A 20,198-nucleotide genomic window follows, 5' to 3' on the forward strand; every position below is an offset into this window, starting at 1 on the left:
CTGGGCTGTTCAGGGGCACCCGCCGCGTAACGACCGGGCGGAGCGTGACGAAAGATCATCCGTAGGCCCCGTCGGGGCACGCTAGGGGGAACCATGCGCCGCACTGCCGGTCGCCTCGCCGCTGCCTGCGCGGCGGTGGCGATCACCGCGTCGTGCTCGATTCAGCCGTCCGGCGTCGGGGCGATCGCGCGCCAGCTGCCGGACGAGCCCAGCCACGTCCCCGCGCCGGTGCTCCCGCCGCCGGAGCTGGAGGAGCCCCGGTTCGTCGAGGCTCCCACCGAGACCCATCAGGGCAAGGGCAACGCGACAGTGCCGCTGACCTGGCCTTCCGGGGTCGCGGGCTTCCTCAAGTTCGACTGCCCGAAATGCGACGGGCACATCGCTGTGAAGACGGACGGCACGGAGAGTCTGCTGGTCAACGCCAGCGACCCCTACCACGGGACAGCCTGGTTCAACGTCTCCCTCGGCGGCAAATGGGTGCACAAACTGGACATCACCGCGGACGCCGCCTGGACCGCGACGATCACCGACTACCACGGCTTGCCGAGCGTCGAACCGGGCAAACCGCACAGCGCACACGGCGACGCGGTATTGGCGATTCCGCCCGGCATGACCCGCGGGAAGTTCACGACGAACTCGCGGGGGCACACCGGAGTTTGGACTTTGTGCGACGGAAAGCGCGACCTGGTGGTGAATCAGCTCATTCCGTATGACGGGGAGTTTCCGTTGCATGGGCAGGCGTTCGTGGCGGTGGAGGCCTACGACGGGGATTGGACTTTCACGGCTTCGTGACAGTGGTTGGGGAACTGCACCCAAACTGGGCGAACGTCGTGGCGCAACTCTCTAAGCTGAGTTTTGCACTCATTGTTGATTGTTGCTAATTCGTGCATATAGCGGATTTGCGCCAGGGTTGGTCGCGGCTCGAATCCCGCCCAGACTTCCCCCGGAAGCGGTTTAATACCGTTTCCGGGATTCTATTTATGCGGGCGGCCTCTCCGCCATCTCGTCGACCTGGCGCCCGATCACGTCATGTCAAGGCGGCGCCTTCCGGCCGACTATGGGCCGGACACGGGCCCTTCCGGACTCCGCGTTCGGTTGTGCTGGGGTTGTACCCACGGGCACCCGAACCGGATACCCGCAGGTCAACCCCACACCTCACCGATAGTTGGTGAACTGCAGAGCGATCTCGAAGTCCTTGCCCTTCAGCAACGAGATCACCTCCTGCAGCTGGTCCTTCTTCTTGCCCGACACCCGCAGCTGGTCGCCCTGGATCTGGGCCTGTACGCCCTTCGGCCCCTCGTCGCGAATGAACTTCGCGATCTGCTTCGCCTTGTCCGACGCGATGCCCTGCAGGATCTTGCCGCTGACCTTGTAAATTTTTCCGGAGATCGCGGGCTCGCCTGCCTCGAAGGCCTTCAGCGAGATGTTCCGCTTGATCAGCTTCTCCTTGAAGACCTCCACCGCCGCGAGGGCGCGCTCTTCGGTCTCCGACTCGATCGCGATGGCTTCCTCACCGGACCAGCTGATGCCGGTTCCGGTGCCGCGGAAGTCGAACCGCGTGCCCAGCTCCTTGCTTGCCTGGTTCAGCGCGTTGTCCACCTCCTGGCGGTCGACCTTGCTCACCACGTCGAAAGAGGGATCCGCCACGTGTCCTCACACCTTGTCTCAGCTCGTCAGGGACCCCCAGCGTAGCGCCGGGGCATCCCGGTTGACCGCCCGTCCGGAGCGTTGGGTATCCTTCTTCCCGGCCGGTTCGCCCGGCCATGGCAGGTTACCCAAGCGGCCAAAGGGATCTGACTGTAAATCAGACGGCTCAGCCTTCGGGGGTTCGAATCCCTCACCTGCCACACCAGCAAAACCACCCCCGTGACCAGCACGAACCGGTCACGGGGGTGGTTTTGTGTTGTGCGGTTGTGTGCAGGCATGTGCAGCCGTTTCCGGCTGTTCGCCCCACATGCGCCCCACGGTTTTGGCCGCACCGTGGCCGCGGGGACTCAGGAGCCGCCGAGCGCCTTTGCGACGCGGTCCCGCGCGGTCTGCTCGCCGCCGTCCAGGCACTTCGCGTAGACCCGCAGCAGCACCGAAAGGCTGTGCCCCGCCCACTTCGCCACGCGCGTCGGCTCCACTCCCCCGTCGAGCCATGTGGACACTGCGGCGTGGCGGAGGTCATACGGACGCTTTGCGAGCGGCCCTGCGGCCACCTCAGCGGTAAAGGCGCGTGCTCGTGCGGCGGCCCAGACCCGGCCGTAGACCATGCTGCCGACTCGGCCGCCGTCCCGGGCACCGCGGAAGAGTCGGCCGTCCGGCGCAGTGCCGAACCGGGACAGGTGGTCATGAAGGATGGCCGTCAGCTCTGGCGAGCAAGGCACCTTTCGCCCGATGGCTTGGACGTCATTTGCTCAGGAAGGTGGACACGGACGACCCACTGGTCATCCTGCAAGCAGCAGCGAAAGACGGTTCCGACGTGGTGGAGGCCGTCGAGCGAGACCTCATCGCGGCTGAACTCAAGGCAGTCGACAAGGCAATCGCGACTCCCGGCGGCTTGGAGTCGATTTCCGCGACTGCAGCCTCAGGAAGAGAAGTCGGAATTCTGAGCAATAACTCCCACCAGGCGATCGTGCACTACATGAAGAAGGAAATGTCCCTCGCCAAAATCAAGGCAGTCGTTGGCCGAGAATTCGCGCGCCCTGATCTGATGAAACCAAACCCATATCCATTCCATGCCGTCCTTTCCGGAACCTCCTAGAACGCCAATGAAACACTCTTTATCGGCGACTCACTGACTGACATTGAGATGGCGCACACCGTCAGCGTGCCCGTGATTGGCCTTGCAAATAAGCCAGGAAAGGCGCATGCGTTTGCATCCCGCGGAGTAGATGCCGTAATCTACAGTATGCATAAAGTCGAAGAAGTCATGCAGGACAATCCTATTGCCTAGCTAAGTTCACCCGAATCGACGGCCAGGTGTCACGGGCAAACGCCAGTCGTCCACGGGCACACCATTGGATCGTAGTCTCGATTCAAATGGGCGCGAACGAAGTTCGCCGTTTCGACGTACTTCGGATTCATATAACGCGTTCCGGAAATAATCGAAACAATTGAAGCTCCCGCTTGCCGCAATGCAAGGTTGGCGGACTGAACATGCCCGCCACTGACCCAGGTGTCGTCAATTAGCAGAACGTGGCCACCTGGCGGCATCCTGGACGTCGCCGTGAAGTTGCCATACCGGAAAGCGCGCCTATCCGTTGAATTGGCGTTCGAGGTCAAAACTACCTCAGGTATTTCACTCAGAAGAGGTTGAACAATGGAATGCAGCGGATGCTCCCCGGGCTTTGGCGGAAGAGATGGCACAGTGGCCCAGTGCGTCACCGGCCGACCCGCGATTTTCCCAATACATTGAATATGATAGTAGATGCCAAGAATTACCAGACACGTCATGATCGTGTGATGCTCTTGAATCGGCTGCGGCGCCTTGTAGCCATAGATGAAATAGCCGGACTGTGCATCCTTGACCGCATAGGTCAAAATTCCGACATAGTCGGCTGTTTTCATGGCCGGAGATTGAAAAGAATGATTATTGCAGCTATAGCACTTCTCATACTGCGACGAAACCGGCGTACAACAGACGGAACAGGTAACACCCGGGATTCGCAACGTGTTGCGAAGGTAGCCTCCGGCCGCATTGATTAACGTGCTCCGTACCGACAGCGCCGGGTCGTCATCCTCGGTCATAGTGCGGGCTGCAGCTTGCCCAGGGCAGCGACCGCCTCACGTCGCTCACTGATCACACGCCGAACTACATCCATTGTCTCCCCCAAGCTGGCAACACAGTGCACTCCAGGGCGACCGCGAAGCTTCTTCGCCCATTCGTTGTTGTCTAAGACAGATTCAGTCAGAATGACAGCACGACCGTGCTCAACCGCCATTCTCGCTTGACTTCTAGTGCCACTAGTCTCTCCCGCCTCGACCACAATCGTCGCAAGCCCATAGCCGGACATTGTTGCATTCCGCATGAGAAAGTTGTGTCGCTGCGGTGGAGCGTCGGGCCAGAACTGTGACAACAGCAGACCTTTTTCGGCAACTTCGTCTTGGAGCTTCCGATTGGCGGCTGGATAGTACTTGCTAATGCCTGTGCCAATGACTGCGACGGTCCTGCCCTCGACGTCTAGCGCTGCGCGATGCACAGCCGCATCGATCCCTGCCGCAAGACCAGCCACCGCCGTCACGCCCTCTGACACAAGGGCGCGCGCAATCTCGGCAGAGACCGCCAGCCCACGTTCTGAGGCATTCCGCGAACCGACGACTGACACAGCGGGGTCGTTCGCCAGCAGTCGCCCCCGCCAGAAGAGCACAGGCGGCGCCTGGTGGATACCTCGAAGTCGAGCCGGGTAGTCGTCATCAAGGATCGACAGGAAGTCAAAGTCTTGAGCAGCCCAGGCGTCCAGGTCGCGACTTGCCGCCGCGAGCGCCGAATGCTCGGCGGAGTCCTCGAAGAGCGTGCTCGGCATGTGCTCACGCCACGTGTCCACAGCACTGCTCCTTGACACCACCTCGGCAGTGATCTGGGACCAGGTGAGCCCTTCTGGCCTCGATTGAAGCAGCGCTACTAGCGCTACGTGCTCGGACCGCTCCACGTTGTGACCCTTTCGGACTGTGGTTCGAAGTGTATCGACTTTCCGTCTTGCCGACAGCTGGACGCATCATCGAACATGTGTACGACACACTAACGCCATAGTGGTTCTGACCAGTGCTTTTAACTCAATCCGGTGGCGTATCAGGCCTGATCGAGTGGCGTAAAACGCGTCCGGCCGAACAAGGGTGCTTGGGTGCAGCATGCTCCGGGGGCACGGTGTGCGTAGGCAGGCACTTCTTAGCCCCGCTACGTTCACGCCCCACATCCGCCCCACGCCCCGCCACAGTCGCGGCAAACGTGCAGGTCAGAACCTATCTTCCCATCTGACTGTAAATCAGACGGCTCAGCCTTCGGGGGTTCGAATCCCTCACCTGCCACACCCAGAGCACCCGGGACCGACCAGGTCACTGGGTGCTTTTGCATTACCCGGACTGACGGACGCACTCAGCCCTAGCAGGCGAACTTGGTCGCGTCGCTCGTCGGCTTGCAATGCGCACCAAACGCATCCCGGGTGGCTGCCAGGCCGTCCTTGCCCTGGTTGATGGCGCTCGTCATCGACGTGAAGTCGCCAGACGAGCAGGCGGCTATCGCTGCGCGGAAGTTCGTCTCGGCGCTGTCCATAGGTTGCTTCAGGACATCGGGCCACGTGGCCGTGTCGGTTTCCAGGCGGGTTTCGTCACCCTGGGCCGCCGTGCAGTCACTGGGCGAGAGTTGCATGGTTTCCGGGTCGAAGGTCCACAGCAGACTGAACGAGAGTCCCGGCGGCGAGCCGGACCCCGCGTCCGTCTGGTACTGGACGAAGTCCACCGAACCTCCGGCGGAGTTTCCGTCGCCGGGCTGACCGCCGCCGCATCCGGCGAGCAGGGCGGACACCGACGCTCCGGAGAGAATGGTCGTCCTCAGCCTGATAGCTCGAGTCATGGTGACCCTCCTTGCCTGGCGACGTCGAAGCCGAAATGCTCTGGCAGTCGTCGAAGGCTCTGCACCTATGTCGGAGAAACCGGCTCGGCCGCTACGGAGGCGCGCCGGGATCCGGGCTTGACCCTCCTGCGGCAGGAGGCTGCACGCTCTCCGGCATGAACGAATTTCGCGGCCCGGTTCCGATGCCCGCCTTCGACGCGGTGTCTCCGGGCAACTATCTCGGCTTCTACGGGATGCCGATGTTTCCCAACGTGCCCACCGCCGACCTCGAAGCCTCCACGGACTTCTGGCTTCGCGGGCTCGGCTTCGACAACCTGTTCACCCTTCCCGGACAGCTCGTGCATCTGCGGCGCTGGGCGTTTCAGGATGTGCTGCTCAAGCCGGGGACACCTGCCGGCAAGTCCGAGGTCAGCATCAGTTTCTCCTGCGTGCTCAGCGAACTCGACGAAATCGCCAAGCGGTGCGAGGAAATCACGCCGGGCTGCACGAGCGGACCGGAGCTGATGCCGTGGAACTCGCGGGAGTTGACGGTCGTCACGCCGGAGGGCACGAACGTCATCATGACCGCGGCGCAGCCGATCGACCCGAACAGCAATCTGGCGGACGAGCTGCGGGCCTCGGGGATCGACGTCCCACGGTCGTGAGCTGCGACACTGAGGTCGTGATCGAGCAAGACGGCCTCACTGTCGGACGCACGGCGACGCTCATCGGCGTGAGCGTCAAAACGCTGCATCACTGGGACGCGGTCGGCCTGGTGCGCCCAAGCGGGCGCACCAGTGCCGGCTACCGGGTGTACTCCGCCGAGGACATCGCGCGGCTGCACCGGGTACTCGTCTACCGCGAACTCGGCTTCCCCCTGTCGGAAATCGGCCGCCTCATCGACGACCCGACCGCCGACGCGCACGCCCACCTGACCCGCCAGCGCCGCGAACTGCGGGAGCGGATCGAGCGGCTGGAACACATGGTGTCCGCAGTCGACCGCATGGCGGCGGCCACCCGCGGTGGGATGCAGCTGACGGCCGAGGAACAGGTCGAGATCTTCGGGTCCGATTGGAACCCGGAGTGGGTCGACGAGGCCGCGGAGCGCTGGGGCGACACGAAGCAGTGGGCGGAGTACCGCGAGCGGACCACCGACCTGACCCCGCAGGACTGGCAGGAAGCCGCGGCCGAGCACGAAACGCTCCACGCAGACCTGGCCACAGCACGGCGAGCCGGAGTCGAACCCGGGTCAGCAGAGGCGAACACCCTCGCAGAACGGCATCGAGCAACCCTGTCACGGTACTTCGACTGCACGCATTCGATGCAAGTCTGCATCGGACGGAAATTCGTGGAAGAGCCCGGATACACAGAGCACTACGACGCACTGGCACCCGGACTCGCAAGCTGGCTACGAGACGTGATCTTCGCCAACGCACTCGCACACGGAGTAGACCCAACAACAGCCGTCTGGGAGTAACCACCCCGCACCAGCCCACCCAGCAACTCGCGGCCGATGCACTCACTATCGAGGCACCCAGCCCCTCCCCCGCGCACCCAAACCGCGAGGCACCCAGCCCCTCCCCCGCACCCCGATACGAAGCCTCCCTGCGGTTCGGGGGTGCTTGTCAAGGCATCTTTCCCGCCTTGACAAGCACCCCCGAACCGTCAGCACAATCAAGCTTCGGGGTGCCCCACGCAAGCGATCGGGCGCAATGTCGCCGCCAGGCGACGAGCCCCCTAGACGAGCCCCGACGAACCTCACCGCCCCCGCCGAGCCATCTCCTCCAACCGCCGAATCCGATCCTCAATCGGCGGATGCGTAGAAAACATCCGGCTCAACCCAGCCCCTGGCCGGAACGGATTCGCGATCATCAAATGCGACTGCGACACCACCGCGGGCTCCGGAGCCAACGGCGCAGCCCGAGTCCCCCGCTCCAACTTCCGCAACGCCGACGCCAACGCCAACGGATCCCCAGTCAACTCCGCCCCCGAAGCATCCGCCTGATACTCCCGAGACCGGCTCACCGCCATCTTCACCACGCCAGCCGCGATCGGCCCGATCAGGACCAGCAGCAGCGACATGAACGGGTTGCCCTCGCGATCGTTCCCCCCGAAGAAGAACGCGATATTCGCCAGCACACTGACCACACTGGCCAGCGCCCCCGCAACACAAGAGATCAAAATGTCCCGGTTGTACACGTGCGACAGCTCATGCCCGAGCACCGCCCGCAACTCGCGCTCGTCGAGCAACTCCAAGATCCCCGTCGTGCAGCACACAGCGGCATGCTGCGGATTGCGCCCAGTCGCGAAGGCGTTCGGCGCGGCAGTCGGGCTCACGTACAGCGACGGCATCGGCTGCCGCGCGGACGTCGCCAGTTCTCGCACGATCCGGTACATCGCGGGCTGCTCGACCTCCGACACCGGCCGCGCGTGCATCGCGCGCAGGGCCATTTTCTCGGAGTTGAAGTAGGCGTAGGCGTTCATCCCCAACGCCACGATCAGGCCGATCACCAGGGCCCCTCGGCCGAACAATCCGCTGATCCCGACGATGATCGCGGAGAGCAGACCGAGCAGCATCGCCGTCTTCAGCCCGTTGTGGTGCTTGTGCACGCGCGCTCGCCTCCGTCCGCTCTGGCAGGTGCCGCAAGGTGGGTTACTCACTGGAAACAACGCGATCGGGGGACCCGAAGTTCCTTCGCCCGATCCTTGTCCGAGTTAGGGTCAGCGAGCAACCCAACCGACCGGGGCAGGTGAGCGATGCACGGTTCCCCCTTCTCCCGGCGAGGACTGTTTACGCTGGTCAGCGCGGGTGCGGCGGTGATGCTCGGCGGCAGCGCGGCGGCGGCCGGGCGAGTCAGCACGGTGCAGGTCGGCGGGACGCTTTCGGCGATCGCGGTGAGTCCGGTCACCGGGCTCGTTTACGCGGCCGACCAGGCGTCCGGCACGGTTCTCGTGCTCGATCCGGACGCGGGGCGGGTGGTGTCCGCGCTGGCGGTCGGCGGGGAGCCGAGCGACGTCGCGGTGGACACCGACCGGATCTACGTCGCCAATCCGCCGGGCGGCACGGTGCTCGCCTTCGACAGCCAGACGCATCGGCTGCTGAGCGTCGTCGGCGCCGGGGCGGGCGCGTCGGCGGTCGCGATCGATCCGCAGGCCAACCTCGTGTACGCGGTGAGCGGCAAGACCGGCACGTTCGCGGTGCTCGACAGCATCAGTCTCACTCAGCAGGAGCTGCTGCCCGCACCGAAGCCGGGCCTCGCCGGGATCGCGCTGGACCGCGGCCGCCGGCGCGCGTACTGCACCAGCCCGACGACGAACTCGGTCGAGATCTGCGACCTCGACCAGGGAGCGTTCACCGCGAGCGTTTCGGTGGGCGCCTCCCCGACCGGGATCGGCGTCCACGAGCTGAGCGGCTCGGTGTTCGTGGCGAATTCGGCGATCCATCACATGTCCATTGTGGACGGATCGGCCAGGGCGCAGGTCAAGACCGTGCTGCTGCGCAGCGAGGCGTCGTCGCTCGCGGTGCATCAGGCCAGCGACGTCGTGTACACCAACGGCGGGCAGAATGGACTGTCTCGTGTGGACGGACGAACGGAAACCCTTACCGGCGAGCTTGGCTTGGGCGTGAACCCGGGCGACGTGGCGGTGGATCAGCGCACGCGCACGGTGTACGTGACCGATCCGCTGCACGGCACGATCACCGTCGTGCGCGATTTCTGACCGCACACATGAAGTTACTCCAGGTATACGGTGTCCGGTATGGAACTTGGTCTCCAGGTCCCCGACTTCACCCTGCCGGGAGGGACTGCCGCGTTGCGCGGGGAGCTGGCCGAAGCGGCGCGGGCGGCGGACGACGCCGGGTTCGCCTATCTCGCGGTGATGGACCATTTCTTCCAGATTCCCAGCGTCGGGCCGAGCGATCGCCCGATGCTTGAGGCGTACACCACCCTCGGCTATTTCGCCGCGCACACCCTGCGCGCGAAGCTGTTCACCTACGTCACTGGCGCGATTTACCGGCATCCCGGCCTGCTCGCGAAGGCGGTCACCACGCTCGACGTGCTGTCCGGCGGGCGGGCCATGCTCGGCATCGGGGCCGGGTGGAACGAGGAAGAAGCCCGCGGGCTCGGTTTTCCGTTTCCGTCCACTTCGGAACCACAACCCGAGATCGCGCTGGTTTCTGGACTGAGCGATTCGACGGCCCCCCGGGCCGGCGAATCGGGAGGGAAGAAACCAGCTTCCCGGCGATCTCGGCGCCCCGGCGAAGCCGGGGCAATCAAACAGAGTACGGCGACTTCTGCAACCTCGGCAACGGGCCGGACCTCGAACGCAAGCTCGACGTGCTCAAGCGGCACTGCGAAACCGAGGGCCGCGACTACGCCGAGATCACCAAGACCGTTTACCACTACCTGGACATCGGCCCGTCCGGGGAGAAAACCGGCGAATTTCTCGCCGAGGCGCGCAGGTTGCGCCGGCTCGGCGTGCAGGCCGTGATCGGTCCGCTTCCCGGCGGGCCCGACCGAAAGAGGATCGAGATTTTCGCGCAAGACATCATTCCGGCGGTTAAGGAGTTGGCATGAAACTCGGGTTGCATCTCGCTCAGCAGACCTGGCCGAACGGCCCGGCGGCGCTCGGCGCGGACCTGGCGCGGGTGGCCCGTACCGCGGACGAGGCCGGGTTCGAATACCTGTCGGTGATGGACCATTTCTTCCAGATTTCCGGCTACGGCCCGCCCGAGCACGAGATGCTGGAAGCCTGGACCACGCTCGGCTTCCTGGCCGCGCACACCGAACGGGTCAAACTGCTCACTCTCGTCACGGGGGTCATTTACCGGCACCCCGGGCTGCTCGCGAAATCCGCGACGACGCTCGACGTGCTGTCCGGCGGGCGGGCGATCCTCGGCATCGGGGCGGGCTGGAACGAGGAGGAGTCCCGCGCGCTCGGGTTCCGGTTCCCGCCGATGAAGGAGCGGTTCGAACAGCTCGAGGACGCGCTCCGGTATGTCCGCCAGATGTGGGCCGAAGGCGACGAACCCTTTGCCGGCACGCACGTCAGCGCCGAACGGCTGCTGAACAGCCCGCCGCCGATCCAGCGTCCGCACCCGCCGATCATGATCGGGGGCAGCGGCGAGAAGAAGACGTTGCGGTTCGTCGCGCAGTACGGCGACATCTGCAATTTGCTGCCCAACGCGGATCTTCCGCGCAAACTGGAAGTCCTGAAGCAGCACTGCGAAGACGTCGGCCGCGACTACTCCGAGATCACGAAAACCGCCTCGCTGCGGCTCGATACCGGTGAAAACGGCGAGAAAACCGGGCAACTGCTGGATGAACTGGGCCGGCTGTCGGAACTCGGCTTCAGCGTCGCGACCGGCTGGGCGGAAGGCGTTCCCGACCCGGCGGTGCTCGAACGGTTCGCCACCGAAGTGATCCCCGCGGCCGAAAAGCTGTGATCCGCTGACGAACGGGTGACGGCTGCGCCATCCGGCACCGGGCCGCCACCCGTTCGTCGCAGCACCTCGCGGCATTTCGCCGCCGTCATAAGTCTTTTTCCAGGCTCCTCGACCAGTGTGCGACTTTGGCACCGCACCGGCTGCCGAGAAACTTTGGTCTCGGTTCCGAATCGACTCCGGTGAGCTTCCCGGCGCACTGTAACGGCGGCCGGGTGCGGATCGACCTGCCCTACGCAGATCGCGTCGCGACCGGAGGAGCCTGGTACATGACCACATGTCGACTCTGCGGTTCGGAAAGAACCGCCAGCGTGGTCGACCTCGGCGCGACCCCGCCGTGCGAGCGGTTCCTGACCGCCGCGCAGCTGGCCGAGCCCGAACCGACTTTCCCGCTGCATCTCGAAGTGTGCACGGAATGCTGGCTCGCGCAGCTCCCGCCGCTGCTCGATCCGGCCGACACTTTCACCGATTACGCGTATTTCTCGTCTTTTTCCACCTCGTGGGTGGAACACGCGAAGCGGTTCACCGACGCCGCGGTCGAGCGGCTCGGGCTGACCGACCGGTCTTTCGTCGTGGAAGTCGCCAGCAACGACGGATACCTCCTGAAGCACGTCGTGGAACGCGGAATCCGTTGCCTCGGCGTGGAACCCTCGGTCAACGTCGGGCAAGCCGCGCGCGAGGCCGGGGTGCCGACGCACACCGCGTTCCTCTCCGAGGACACCGGCCGGGAGGTGCGCGCCGAACACGGTCCGGCCGACCTGGTCGTGGCGAACAACGTTTACGCGCACATTCCGGACATCCGGGGGTTCACCCACGGACTGCGCGCGCTCGTCGCGAACGACGGCTGGGTGTCGATCGAGGTGCAGCATCTGCTCACGCTGATCGAAAAGAACCAGTACGACACGATCTACCACGAGCATTTCCAGTACTACACCGTCGAATCCGCTCGGCGGGCGCTGGCGGGCGGCGGACTGACCGTGGTCGACGTCGAGCTTCTGCCCACGCACGGCGGCTCGATCCGGCTCTGGGCGCGGCCCGCGGAGTCCGCCGGGGAGCCGAGCGCCCGGATGACCGACGTGCTGGCCCGGGAGAAGGCCGCCGGGCTGCACGAGCTGTCCGGGTACACCGAATTCGCCGACCGGGTCACCCGCGTCCGGCTCGAATTGCTCGAATTTCTCCTCGCCGCCCGGAAAGCCGGGAAAACGACTGTCGGATACGGCGCGCCCGGCAAGGGCAACACTCTGCTGAACCACTGCGGCATCCGCCCGGACCTGCTGGCCTACACGGTGGACCGCAACCCGTACAAGCACGGCCGGTTCACGCCGGGCACCCGGATCCCGGTCGTGGAACCGGACCGGATCGCGGCCGACCGGCCGGACTACGTGCTCGTCCTGCCCTGGAACCTGCGGGACGAACTGACCGAGCAGCTCTCCTACGTCGGCGCGTGGGGCGGCAAGCTCGTCTTCCCGATTCCGCGCCTGGAAATCGTCGAGGTGACGTGAAGTGAAGGTCGTTCTGTTCTGCGGCGGCTACGGAATGCGGATGCGCAGCAGCGAGGCATCCGACGTGCCCAAGCCGATGGCGATGGTCGGTCCCCGGCCGCTGATCTGGCACGTGATGCGCTACTACGCGCATTTCGGGCACACCGAGTTCGTGCTGTGCCTCGGCTACGGCGCGCACCACATCAAGGACTTCTTCCTGCACTACCAGGAAACGACGTCCAACGATTTCGTGCTGCGCGGCGGGAAGCCGGAACTGCTGTCCACCGACATCGCCGACTGGACGATCTCCTTCGTGCAGACCGGCATCGAATCGCCGATCGGCGAACGGCTCCGCCGGGTGCGCGACCACCTCGACGGCGACGAGATGTTCCTCGCCAACTACGCCGACGTGCTCACCGACGCGCCGCTGGACAACATCGTCGAGCGGTTCCGGAACACCGATGCGGGCGCGTCGATGCTCGTCGTGCCGCCGCAGTCGTCGTTCCACTGCGTCGAGATGGACGAGGGCGGCCTGATCGGCGCGATCACGCCGGTCAGCGAACTCCCGCTGTGGGAGAACGGCGGCTATTTCGTGCTGCGGCAGGAGATTTTCGACCACATCCCGGAGAACGGCGACCTGGTCGCCGACGGCTGCGGCGAACTCGCCAAGCGCGGCCGGCTGCTCGCGTACCCCTATCGCGGGTTCTGGAAGCCGACCGACACGGTCAAGGAACGCTACGCGCTCGACGCCGCTTACACCCACGGCGACCGGCCATGGGCGTTGTGGGAAAACGAAAAGGTGCTCTCGTGATCCGCCTCGGCGCCGAGCTGAAGAGCATCGTCGTGCTCGGCGCGCATTGCGACGACATCGCCATCGGGGCAGGCGGCACGCTCCTCGAGATCTGCGGCACGCGTCCCGGGCTTCAGGTCGACGCGCTGGTGCTGTCCGGCGGCGGCACCGACCGCGAGACAGAGGAACGCGCCGCGCTGGCCGGGTTCTGCCCGGGTGCCGAGCTGAACGTCACGGTGCTCAAGCTGCCCGACGGTCGCCTCCCCTCGCACTGGGAGGAAGCCAAGAACGCGCTGGAAGACCTCCGCCGCCGCACCGATCCGGACGTCGTGTTCGCGCCCCGGACCATCGACGCGCACCAGGACCACCGCGGGCTCGCCCAGCTCGTGCCCACGGTGTTCCGCGGCCATCTGACGCTGGGCTACGAGATCGTCAAATGGGACGGGGACCTCGGACGACTGCCCGCCTACGCGCCGCTGTCGGACGACGTCATGCAGCGCAAGATCGAACTGCTGCACGAGCATTACGGCTCTCAGCAGCACCGGCCGTGGTACGACCGCGAGGCTTTCCTCGGCCTCGCGCGGATTCGCGGAATCGAATGCCAAGAACGCTATGCCGAGGCGTTCGAGGCGAACAAACTCGTCATCGACCTAAGGGGCTGAAGGCATGCGCGTGCTGCTCACGGGGCACACGGGATATCTGGGCACGGTGATGGCACCGGTGCTCGCCGCGGCGGGACACGAGGTCATCGGCCTCGACTCGGGCTTGTTCGCCGCTTGTGTGCTCGGCCCGGCCCCGCACGATCCGGTCGGGCTGGCCGTCGACCTGCGGGACGTGAAAGCCGAGCATCTGCAGGGTTTCGACGCGGTGATCCACCTCGCCGCGCTGTCCAACGACCCGCTCGGCTCGCTCGCTCCCGAACTGACCTACGACATCAACCACCACGCGTCGGTCAAGCTCGCGAAACTCGCGAAGGACGCTGGGGTCTCCCGGTTCCTTTACGCCTCGACCTGCTCCGTCTACGGCGCTTCGGGCAACAGCGGTCTCGTCGACGAGAACGCGCCGCTTCGGCCGGCCACGCCGTACGCGGAGTCGAAGGTCCGTGTGGAGGCCGAGGTTTCGGACCTCGCCGACGACCACTTCAGCCCGGTATACATGCGCAACGCCACCGCGTTCGGCTTCTCGCCGCGGCTGCGCGCCGACATCGTGCTGAACAACCTGGTCGGCCACGCTTACCTGTCCGGCGAGGTCCTCGTGCTCTCCGACGGCACGCCGTGGCGACCACTGGTGCACGCCGACGACATCGCCCACGCCTTCACCGCCGCCCTCGAAGCGCCGCGCGAAGCCGTGCACAACAAGGCGTTCAACATCGGCACCGAACGCAACAACGTGACGGTCGCCGAGATCGCCGAAGAGGTCGTCGCGGTGGTTCCCGGCGCCAAGCTGCGGATCACCGGCGAGGCCGGGGCCGACCCGCGTTCGTACCGCGTCGATTTCTCGCGGTTCCGCGACGCAGTCCCGTTCTTCGACTGCAAGTGGGGCGTGAAAGACGGTGCGCTGCAACTGTTCGACGCCTACCGCCGCAACAGCCTGACCAAGGAGCAGTTCGAGCGCCGCTTCACCCGGCTGAACTGGTTGAGCGACCGGCAGTCCGCCGGCGCGGTCGACGCCACCCTGCGGCACGCCTGATGCGCACGGGGCCCGAGATGCACGCTCTGGTGGAACGGTTGTACCCGTTCTGCCGGAGCATCACCGGCGACGGCGTACGCCAGACTCTTGCCGTCATCGGCGAGCACCTCCCGCTCGACCGGTACGAGGTGCCCAGCGGCACCGAGGTGCTGGACTGGACCGTGCCCGCGGAGTGGAACATCCGCGACGCTTTCGTCGCGGATTCCTCCGGCAGGCGGGTGATCGACTTCCGGAAGTCGAACCTGCACGTGGTCGGCTACAGCGTCCCGGTCGACCGGGTCGTCAGCCTCGCCGAACTGCGCACGCACCTGCACACGTTGCCGGAGCAGCCGTCGTTGATCCCGTACCGCACCAGTTACTACTCCCCCACCTGGGGTTTCTGCCTCGCGCAGGACGTTCTCGACACGCTGCCCGACGGCGATTACCACGTCAAAATCGACTCGACGCTCGCCGACGGCCATCTCACCTACGCCGAGCACGTCGTGCCGGGCGAGGTGGCCGACGAGGTGCTCGTCTCGTGCCACCTCTGCCATCCGTCGCTGGCCAACGACAATCTCGCCGGCATCGCGGTCGCCGTCGCGCTCGCGCAGGCGCTGGCCGGGGAAAAGCCTTACTACACCTACCGTTTTCTCTTCATGCCCGGCACGATCGGCGCGATCACCTGGCTGGCCCGCAATTCCGAGCGCATCGAACAGGTCAAGCACGGCGTCGTGCTGGCCTGCGCGGGCGACCGGGGTTCGCTGACCTACAAGCGCAGCCGGCGCGGGGACGCCGACATCGACCGCGTCTTCGCGCACATCCTCAAGGACAAACCGCACGAGATCCGCGATTTCTCGCCGTACGGCTACGACGAGCGCCAGTTCTGCTCCCCCGGCTTCAACCTCGGCGTCGGCTCCCTCACGCGTACGCCGTACGCGGGCTACCCGGAGTACCACACCTCGGCGGACAACGCGTCCTTCGTCGACCCGGACTCGATGGCCGACACCCTCGACACCCTGCGGACGGCGTTTTCCGTGCTGGACCGCAACCGGCGCTACGTGAACCTCAGCCCGTACGGCGAACCGCAGCTGGGCAAGCGCGGGCTGTACGACTCGCTCGGCGGGCGCAGCGACGCGAAGGAAGCCCAGCTGGCCATGCTGTGGGTGCTCAGCCTCTCCGACGGCGACCACAGCCTCCTCGACATCGCCGAACGGGCGGACCTGCCGTTCGGCGCCGTAGCCACGGCGGCTGATGCCCTTCAGGCCGCCGGACTGCTGAAGGAGTGAGGCCGTGCCGTCGATCCTGCGTTCGCGAGCCGTCCGCGCGATGGCGGGACGGCTCAGCTGGGGCCTCGGAGACCAGGCCGTTTCGAGCCTGACCAACTTCGTGGTCGGCCTGTACGTCGCGCGCTCGCTCGGCGCGACGGCGTTCGGCCTGTTCAGCATCGCGTGGGTGACCTACGGCGTCATTCTCAACATCTCGCGCGGGATCGCCACCGACCCGCTGATGGTGCGCTTCTCCGGCGTCGGCAGGGCGAGCTGGCGGACCGCGGTGGGCCAGGCGGTCGGGACCGCTCTCGTCGTGGGGGTCGCTTCCGGACTGGTCAGTGTCCTTTTTGGACTGGTGGTCGGCGGTTCGCTCGGGGCCGCGTTCGTCGCGCTCGGGGTGGTATTGCCGTTCCTGCTCGTGCAGGACGCCTGGCGGTTCGGGTTCTTCGCGCAGGGCACCGGGCACAAGGCGTTCCTCAACGACGGAATCCAGGCCGTCGCGTTGTTCCCGGCGCTGGTTTTGGCCGCACGTTACGACACTGTGGTCGCGTTCCTGCTGGCCTGGGGCTGTTCCGCCGGGGTCGCGGCCGCGTTCGGCTGGGTCCAGACGAGCGTGCTGCCGCGGCTCGGCGGGGTGCGCGCGTGGCTGCGGGACCATCGGGACCTGGGCGTGCGGTACCTCGTGGAGAACGTCAGCAACAGCGGTTCGTCGCAGCTGCGGGCGTACGGGCTGGGCGCGATTTCCGGGCTGGCGGCGGTCGGCACGGTGCGCGGCGCGGAGCAGCTGCTCGGACCGTTTCTCGCGCTGCTCATGGGACTTTCCCTCGTCACTGTCGCCGAGGGGGCGCGGGTGCTCCGGCAGTCGCCGCATCGGCTGTGGCATTTCTGCGTGGCGCTCGGCGCCGCGCAGGCGGCAGCTGCCCTGATCTGGGGACTCGGACTGTGGTTCTTCGTTCCCGAAGACGCCGGCCGGTTCGTGCTCGGTTCGCTGTGGGACAGCTCGTCGCTGCTGGTCCCGGCGGTCACGATGGCGGTCGTCGGCGCGAGCTTCACCACCGGTGCGACGGCCGGGCTTCGCGCGCTCGGGATGGCGCGGCGGAGCTTGCGGTCCCAGCTGATCGCGTCCGCGTGCTACGTCGTGTTCGGCTTGGTCGGGGCCGTGCTCGGCGGTGCGGCCGGCTCGGAGTGGGGCGTCGCGGCCGCCACGCTCACTGGTTCGGCCGTGTGGTGGTGGCAGCTGCGCAGCGCGCTTCGCGACCACTTCGCGGCGGTGCCCGAGTTTCCCGCCGCGTCAGGTTCTTTCAGCCAAGCAGAACTCCATTCGGCTTCCGAGGAGATGAAACCGGCATGAGCACGGTGCCCCGGCTGACCATCGGTCTGCCCGTCTACAACGGAGAGGAATTCCTCAGCGAAGCACTCGACGCGCTGCTCGGGCAGACCTACGAGGACTTCGAACTGATCATCTCCGACAACGCGTCGCAAGACGGCACGGAAGAAATCGCCCGGAAGTACGCGCGGGAGGACTCGCGGATCCGGTATCTGCGCCAGCCGCGCAACATCGGCGCGACCCCGAACCACAACATCCTGCTCGACCAGGCTCGCGGCGAGCTGTTCAAGTGGGCCTCGCACGACGATCTCTACGGCCGGGAGCTGCTGGCGAAGTGCGTCGAAGCGCTCGACGCGCGGCCGGAGATGATCCTCGCGCACTCGCACCAGGCGATCATCGACGAGCACGGCGCGGTGACGGTGCCGCTGGACTACCGGCACCAGACTGACGCGCCGCGACCGTCGGTGCGGTTCAAGAGCCTGCTGTTCGAGCCCGGCGGCGACGATTTCTACGGTGTGATGCGCACAGCGGTGCTGCGTCGGGTCACTCCGATGAACAGCTACCACCACGCGGACCGCACCTACGTGGCCGAAATCGCCCTGCACGGCCCGTTCTATCAGGTGCCTGAGCTGCTGTACTTCCGCCGCGACCATCCGGACCGGGCGGAACGCGCGAACCCGAGCAAACGCTCCCGGTGCGCGAACCTCGATCCGAAGCGCGGCAACGCGATCTTGAACCCGACCGCGCGGCTGCTCGCCGAGTACATCTGGGGTTTCGTGCACGGAATCCGGTCCGCGCCGCTGCCGTCCGGCGAGCGTCGCGCCTGCTACCTCGCGTTGGTGGAATGGTTCGCCAGCAGGGCCCGGCCCGGCGGAGGCGGGGAGCGCGTCGAGGACCGGGCTCCGGTGCACGCGGCCGAACTCGACCTCACTGTCGACCGCGTGGTCGCCGGACGCGAACGGCGGGTGCCGTGACTGTTCGGGTCGGGGTCTTCGGACTGCTCGGTTCAGGCAACCTCGGCAATGACGGCTCGCTGGAGGCGGTACTCGCCTTTCTGCGGGTTGAACATCCGTACGCGAAGGTGTCCGCGTTCTGCGGTGGGGCGGACACCATCCGTGCGCGATACGGGATCCCCGCGGTGCGGTTGAACTGGTACAGCGGCGAATACCGGCACGCGTCCGGGCTGCGGTCGATCGCGACCAAAGCTTTCGGGAAGGTCATCGACGTTTTCCGTACGGCCTGGTGGGTTCGGCGGCAGAACGTGGTGATCGTTCCCGGAATGGGCGTGCTGGAGGCGACGCTTCCGTTGCGGCCGTGGGGATTTCCGTACGCGCTCTTCCTGCTTTCGCTGTGCGGGCGGCTGGGGCGCACGAAGGTGGCACTGGTAAGCGTGGGGGCCGACCGGATTCGAGTGCCGGCGACGCGGTTTCTGGTGCGGTACGCGACCCAGCTCGCGACGTATCGGTCCTTCCGCGATGAACTGTCGCGTTCGGCGATGGCGGACATGGGGGTGCGGGTCATTGCTGATCGCGTTTATCCCGATCTCGCCTTCGCCTTGCCGACTCCTGCCGCGATCGAGGATCCGCGGGCGGTCGGTGTCGGGGTGATGGCGTACTACGGCGGCAACGACGATCGTGCGCGCGGCGACGAGATCTACCGGGCTTACGTGGACGCGATGACCGAGTTCGTGCGGTATCTCCTCCGCCAGGAGCGTCCGGTCCGGCTCTTCATCGGCGACCGGATCGACCTCGAAGTGGTGGATGAGATCGTCGAAACGGTCGACTCGCCGCTGCTGTCCGCGGCCGTCCCCGGCACGCTGGACGAGCTGATGCGCGCGATGGCCGAGGTGGGCACGGTCGTGGGCACCCGGTACCACAATGTGTTGTGCGCGTTGAAGGTCGGGAAGCCGACGGTCGCGATCGGATACGCGAAGAAGAACGACGTGCTGATGGCCGAAATGGGACTCGGCGAGTTCTGCCAGGAGGCCCGGGCGGTCGACGTGCCGCGGCTGATCGAGCAGTTCGAGGAATTGCAGCGGCGAGCACCGGAGCTCAAGGCGGAACTCGCCGCCCGCAACGAGGAATGCGCTCAGCAGTTGAAGGACCAGTTCGCCCTGTTGTCGAGGTCGCTCATTCCCGCGGAGGTGTCGTGAAAGCCGTTCCCGTGCCGTCGATTTCCGGCGTGTGGCTGTTCCAGCCGACGCCGCACCGAGACGATCGCGGCTTCTTCTCGCGGACCTTCGACGCCGGGGTCGCCCGGTCGGTCGGCATCGATCCGGACGGGTTCGCGCAGGACAGCGTGTCCCGCTCGGTGCGCGGCGTGGTGCGCGGGATGCACCTGCGGTCCGGGGCCGGCGAGGCGAAACTGGTGCGCTGTTCGTTCGGCGAGGTGTTCGACGTCGTGGTCGACCTGCGACGGGACTCGCCGACTTTCCTTTCCATGGAAACGTTTCATCTCTCCGGCGACACCCAGGAGAGCATCTACATCCCGGCCGGATGCGCACACGGTTTCCAGGCGCTGAGCGACGTCGCCGACGTGTCGTACCGGATCGACCGCGCGCACGACCCGTCCGAGGACGTCGCCATCGCGCACGACGACCCGGAGCTCGCCATCCCGTGGCCGCTGCCCGCGGCATTGCTGTCCGAACGCGACGCTTCGGCCCCTTCGCTGGCCGATGCCTTGAGGTGA

At 66.1% G+C, this 20,198-nt stretch carries 22 protein-coding genes and 2 tRNA genes; 18 read left to right on the plus strand and 6 right to left on the minus strand.

The genetic code is table 11. The annotated features are described in order from the left end of the window. Positions 1-93: 93 nt before the first annotated feature. Positions 94-792, plus strand: a complete 699-nt coding sequence (locus ACZ7OI_RS42765) for a hypothetical protein (RefSeq protein ID WP_470269815.1) — start codon at positions 94-96, stop codon at positions 790-792. Positions 793-1,155: 363 nt separating this feature from the next. Here the strand turns inward: ACZ7OI_RS42765 and ACZ7OI_RS42770 are convergent, their stop codons facing one another. Continuing rightward, positions 1,156-1,647: a YajQ family cyclic di-GMP-binding protein gene (locus tag ACZ7OI_RS42770; RefSeq protein ID WP_378301117.1), complete on the minus strand. Its 492-nt coding sequence runs from the start codon at positions 1,645-1,647 to the stop codon at positions 1,156-1,158. Between the two features lie 118 nt (positions 1,648-1,765). Here ACZ7OI_RS42770 and ACZ7OI_RS42775 point away from each other — a divergent pair. Then, positions 1,766-1,847 (plus strand) — tRNA-Tyr (locus ACZ7OI_RS42775). 147 nt (positions 1,848-1,994) lie between these two features. Here ACZ7OI_RS42775 and ACZ7OI_RS42780 read toward each other — a convergent pair. After that, entirely contained in the window at positions 1,995-2,255 is a 261-nt protein-coding gene (locus ACZ7OI_RS42780; protein ID WP_470269816.1) for a hypothetical protein, read from the minus strand. 152 nt (positions 2,256-2,407) lie between these two features. On the opposite strand from ACZ7OI_RS42780, the gene ACZ7OI_RS42785 reads away from it, so the two are divergent. Beyond that, positions 2,408-2,746, plus strand: coding sequence for a hypothetical protein (locus ACZ7OI_RS42785; RefSeq protein ID WP_470269817.1), 339 nt, complete (start codon positions 2,408-2,410; stop codon positions 2,744-2,746). 221 nt (positions 2,747-2,967) lie between these two features. On the opposite strand, the gene ACZ7OI_RS42790 is transcribed toward ACZ7OI_RS42785, so the two are convergent. Both ACZ7OI_RS42790 and ACZ7OI_RS42795 read right to left on the minus strand, forming a co-directional pair. Further along, positions 2,968-3,732 carry a hypothetical protein gene (locus tag ACZ7OI_RS42790; RefSeq protein WP_470269818.1) on the minus strand — a complete coding sequence of 255 codons (765 nt, stop codon included), beginning with the start codon at positions 3,730-3,732 and terminating at the stop codon, positions 2,968-2,970. Continuing rightward, complete coding sequence (locus ACZ7OI_RS42795) at positions 3,729-4,529, minus strand: DNA-processing protein DprA (RefSeq protein ID WP_470269819.1); 801 nt, start codon at positions 4,527-4,529, stop codon at positions 3,729-3,731. The genes ACZ7OI_RS42790 and ACZ7OI_RS42795 overlap by 4 nt, the downstream gene beginning before the upstream one ends. 403 nt (positions 4,530-4,932) lie before the next feature. Here ACZ7OI_RS42795 and ACZ7OI_RS42800 point away from each other — a divergent pair. Beyond that, positions 4,933-5,010 (plus strand) — tRNA-Tyr (locus ACZ7OI_RS42800). Between the two features lie 73 nt (positions 5,011-5,083). On the opposite strand, the gene ACZ7OI_RS42805 is transcribed toward ACZ7OI_RS42800, so the two are convergent. Then, positions 5,084-5,506, minus strand: coding sequence for a hypothetical protein (locus ACZ7OI_RS42805; protein ID WP_470269820.1), 423 nt, complete (start codon positions 5,504-5,506; stop codon positions 5,084-5,086). 203 nt (positions 5,507-5,709) lie between these two features. Here ACZ7OI_RS42805 and ACZ7OI_RS42810 point away from each other — a divergent pair, with 203 nt between their 5' ends. Together ACZ7OI_RS42810 and ACZ7OI_RS42815 are read left to right on the plus strand one after the other, a co-directional pair. Continuing rightward, positions 5,710-6,198, plus strand: a complete 489-nt coding sequence (locus ACZ7OI_RS42810) for a VOC family protein (protein ID WP_470269821.1) — start codon at positions 5,710-5,712, stop codon at positions 6,196-6,198. Positions 6,199-6,215: 17 nt separating this feature from the next. Beyond that, positions 6,216-7,010, plus strand: a complete 795-nt coding sequence (locus ACZ7OI_RS42815; protein WP_470269822.1) for a MerR family transcriptional regulator — start codon at positions 6,216-6,218, stop codon at positions 7,008-7,010. Between the two features lie 281 nt (positions 7,011-7,291). On the opposite strand, the gene htpX is transcribed toward ACZ7OI_RS42815, so the two are convergent. After that, the gene (gene htpX / locus ACZ7OI_RS42820) at positions 7,292-8,143 is read right to left on the minus strand and encodes a zinc metalloprotease HtpX (RefSeq protein WP_344269906.1); all 852 of its coding nucleotides are present in this window, start codon (positions 8,141-8,143) and stop codon (positions 7,292-7,294) included. 147 nt (positions 8,144-8,290) lie between these two features. On the opposite strand from htpX, the gene ACZ7OI_RS42825 reads away from it, so the two are divergent. The 12 genes from ACZ7OI_RS42825 to ACZ7OI_RS42880 all read left to right on the plus strand — a co-directional run bounded on the left by ACZ7OI_RS42825 (position 8,291) and on the right by ACZ7OI_RS42880 (position 20,198). Continuing rightward, entirely contained in the window at positions 8,291-9,253 is a 963-nt protein-coding gene (locus ACZ7OI_RS42825; protein ID WP_470269823.1) for a YncE family protein, read from the plus strand. A 93-nt stretch (positions 9,254-9,346) separates the two neighbouring features. Further along, a complete protein-coding gene (locus ACZ7OI_RS42830; RefSeq protein ID WP_470269824.1) occupies positions 9,347-10,024 on the plus strand; it encodes an LLM class flavin-dependent oxidoreductase in 678 nt (225 codons plus the stop codon). 82 nt (positions 10,025-10,106) lie between these two features. Further along, entirely contained in the window at positions 10,107-10,979 is an 873-nt protein-coding gene (locus tag ACZ7OI_RS42835) for an LLM class F420-dependent oxidoreductase (protein WP_470269825.1), read from the plus strand. A 266-nt stretch (positions 10,980-11,245) separates the two neighbouring features. Next, the gene (locus tag ACZ7OI_RS42840) at positions 11,246-12,478 is read left to right on the plus strand and encodes a methyltransferase domain-containing protein (RefSeq protein ID WP_470269826.1); all 1,233 of its coding nucleotides are present in this window, start codon (positions 11,246-11,248) and stop codon (positions 12,476-12,478) included. 1 nt (position 12,479) lies between these two features. Next, positions 12,480-13,268: a glycosyltransferase family protein gene (locus tag ACZ7OI_RS42845; protein WP_470269827.1), complete on the plus strand. Its 789-nt coding sequence runs from the start codon at positions 12,480-12,482 to the stop codon at positions 13,266-13,268. After that, a complete protein-coding gene (locus tag ACZ7OI_RS42850) occupies positions 13,232-13,909 on the plus strand; it encodes a PIG-L deacetylase family protein (protein WP_470269828.1) in 678 nt (225 codons plus the stop codon). The genes ACZ7OI_RS42845 and ACZ7OI_RS42850 overlap by 37 nt, the downstream gene beginning before the upstream one ends. Positions 13,910-13,913: 4 nt before the next feature. After that, complete coding sequence (locus tag ACZ7OI_RS42855) at positions 13,914-14,936, plus strand: NAD-dependent epimerase/dehydratase family protein (RefSeq protein ID WP_470269829.1); 1,023 nt, start codon at positions 13,914-13,916, stop codon at positions 14,934-14,936. Beyond that, positions 14,936-16,201 carry a DUF4910 domain-containing protein gene (locus ACZ7OI_RS42860; RefSeq protein WP_470269830.1) on the plus strand — a complete coding sequence of 422 codons (1,266 nt, stop codon included), beginning with the start codon at positions 14,936-14,938 and terminating at the stop codon, positions 16,199-16,201. Before ACZ7OI_RS42855 ends, ACZ7OI_RS42860 begins: the two co-directional genes overlap by 1 nt. A gap of 40 nt (positions 16,202-16,241) precedes the next feature. Beyond that, the gene (locus ACZ7OI_RS42865) at positions 16,242-17,534 is read left to right on the plus strand and encodes a hypothetical protein (RefSeq protein WP_470269933.1); all 1,293 of its coding nucleotides are present in this window, start codon (positions 16,242-16,244) and stop codon (positions 17,532-17,534) included. After that, positions 17,531-18,484: a glycosyltransferase family 2 protein gene (locus tag ACZ7OI_RS42870; protein ID WP_470269831.1), complete on the plus strand. Its 954-nt coding sequence runs from the start codon at positions 17,531-17,533 to the stop codon at positions 18,482-18,484. Before ACZ7OI_RS42865 ends, ACZ7OI_RS42870 begins: the two co-directional genes overlap by 4 nt. Beyond that, entirely contained in the window at positions 18,481-19,662 is a 1,182-nt protein-coding gene (locus ACZ7OI_RS42875) for a polysaccharide pyruvyl transferase family protein (RefSeq protein WP_470269832.1), read from the plus strand. Before ACZ7OI_RS42870 ends, ACZ7OI_RS42875 begins: the two co-directional genes overlap by 4 nt. After that, entirely contained in the window at positions 19,659-20,198 is a 540-nt protein-coding gene (locus tag ACZ7OI_RS42880; RefSeq protein WP_470269834.1) for a dTDP-4-dehydrorhamnose 3,5-epimerase family protein, read from the plus strand. Before ACZ7OI_RS42875 ends, ACZ7OI_RS42880 begins: the two co-directional genes overlap by 4 nt.

The sequence above is a fragment of the Amycolatopsis sp. NPDC114503 genome, from assembly GCF_055633655.1.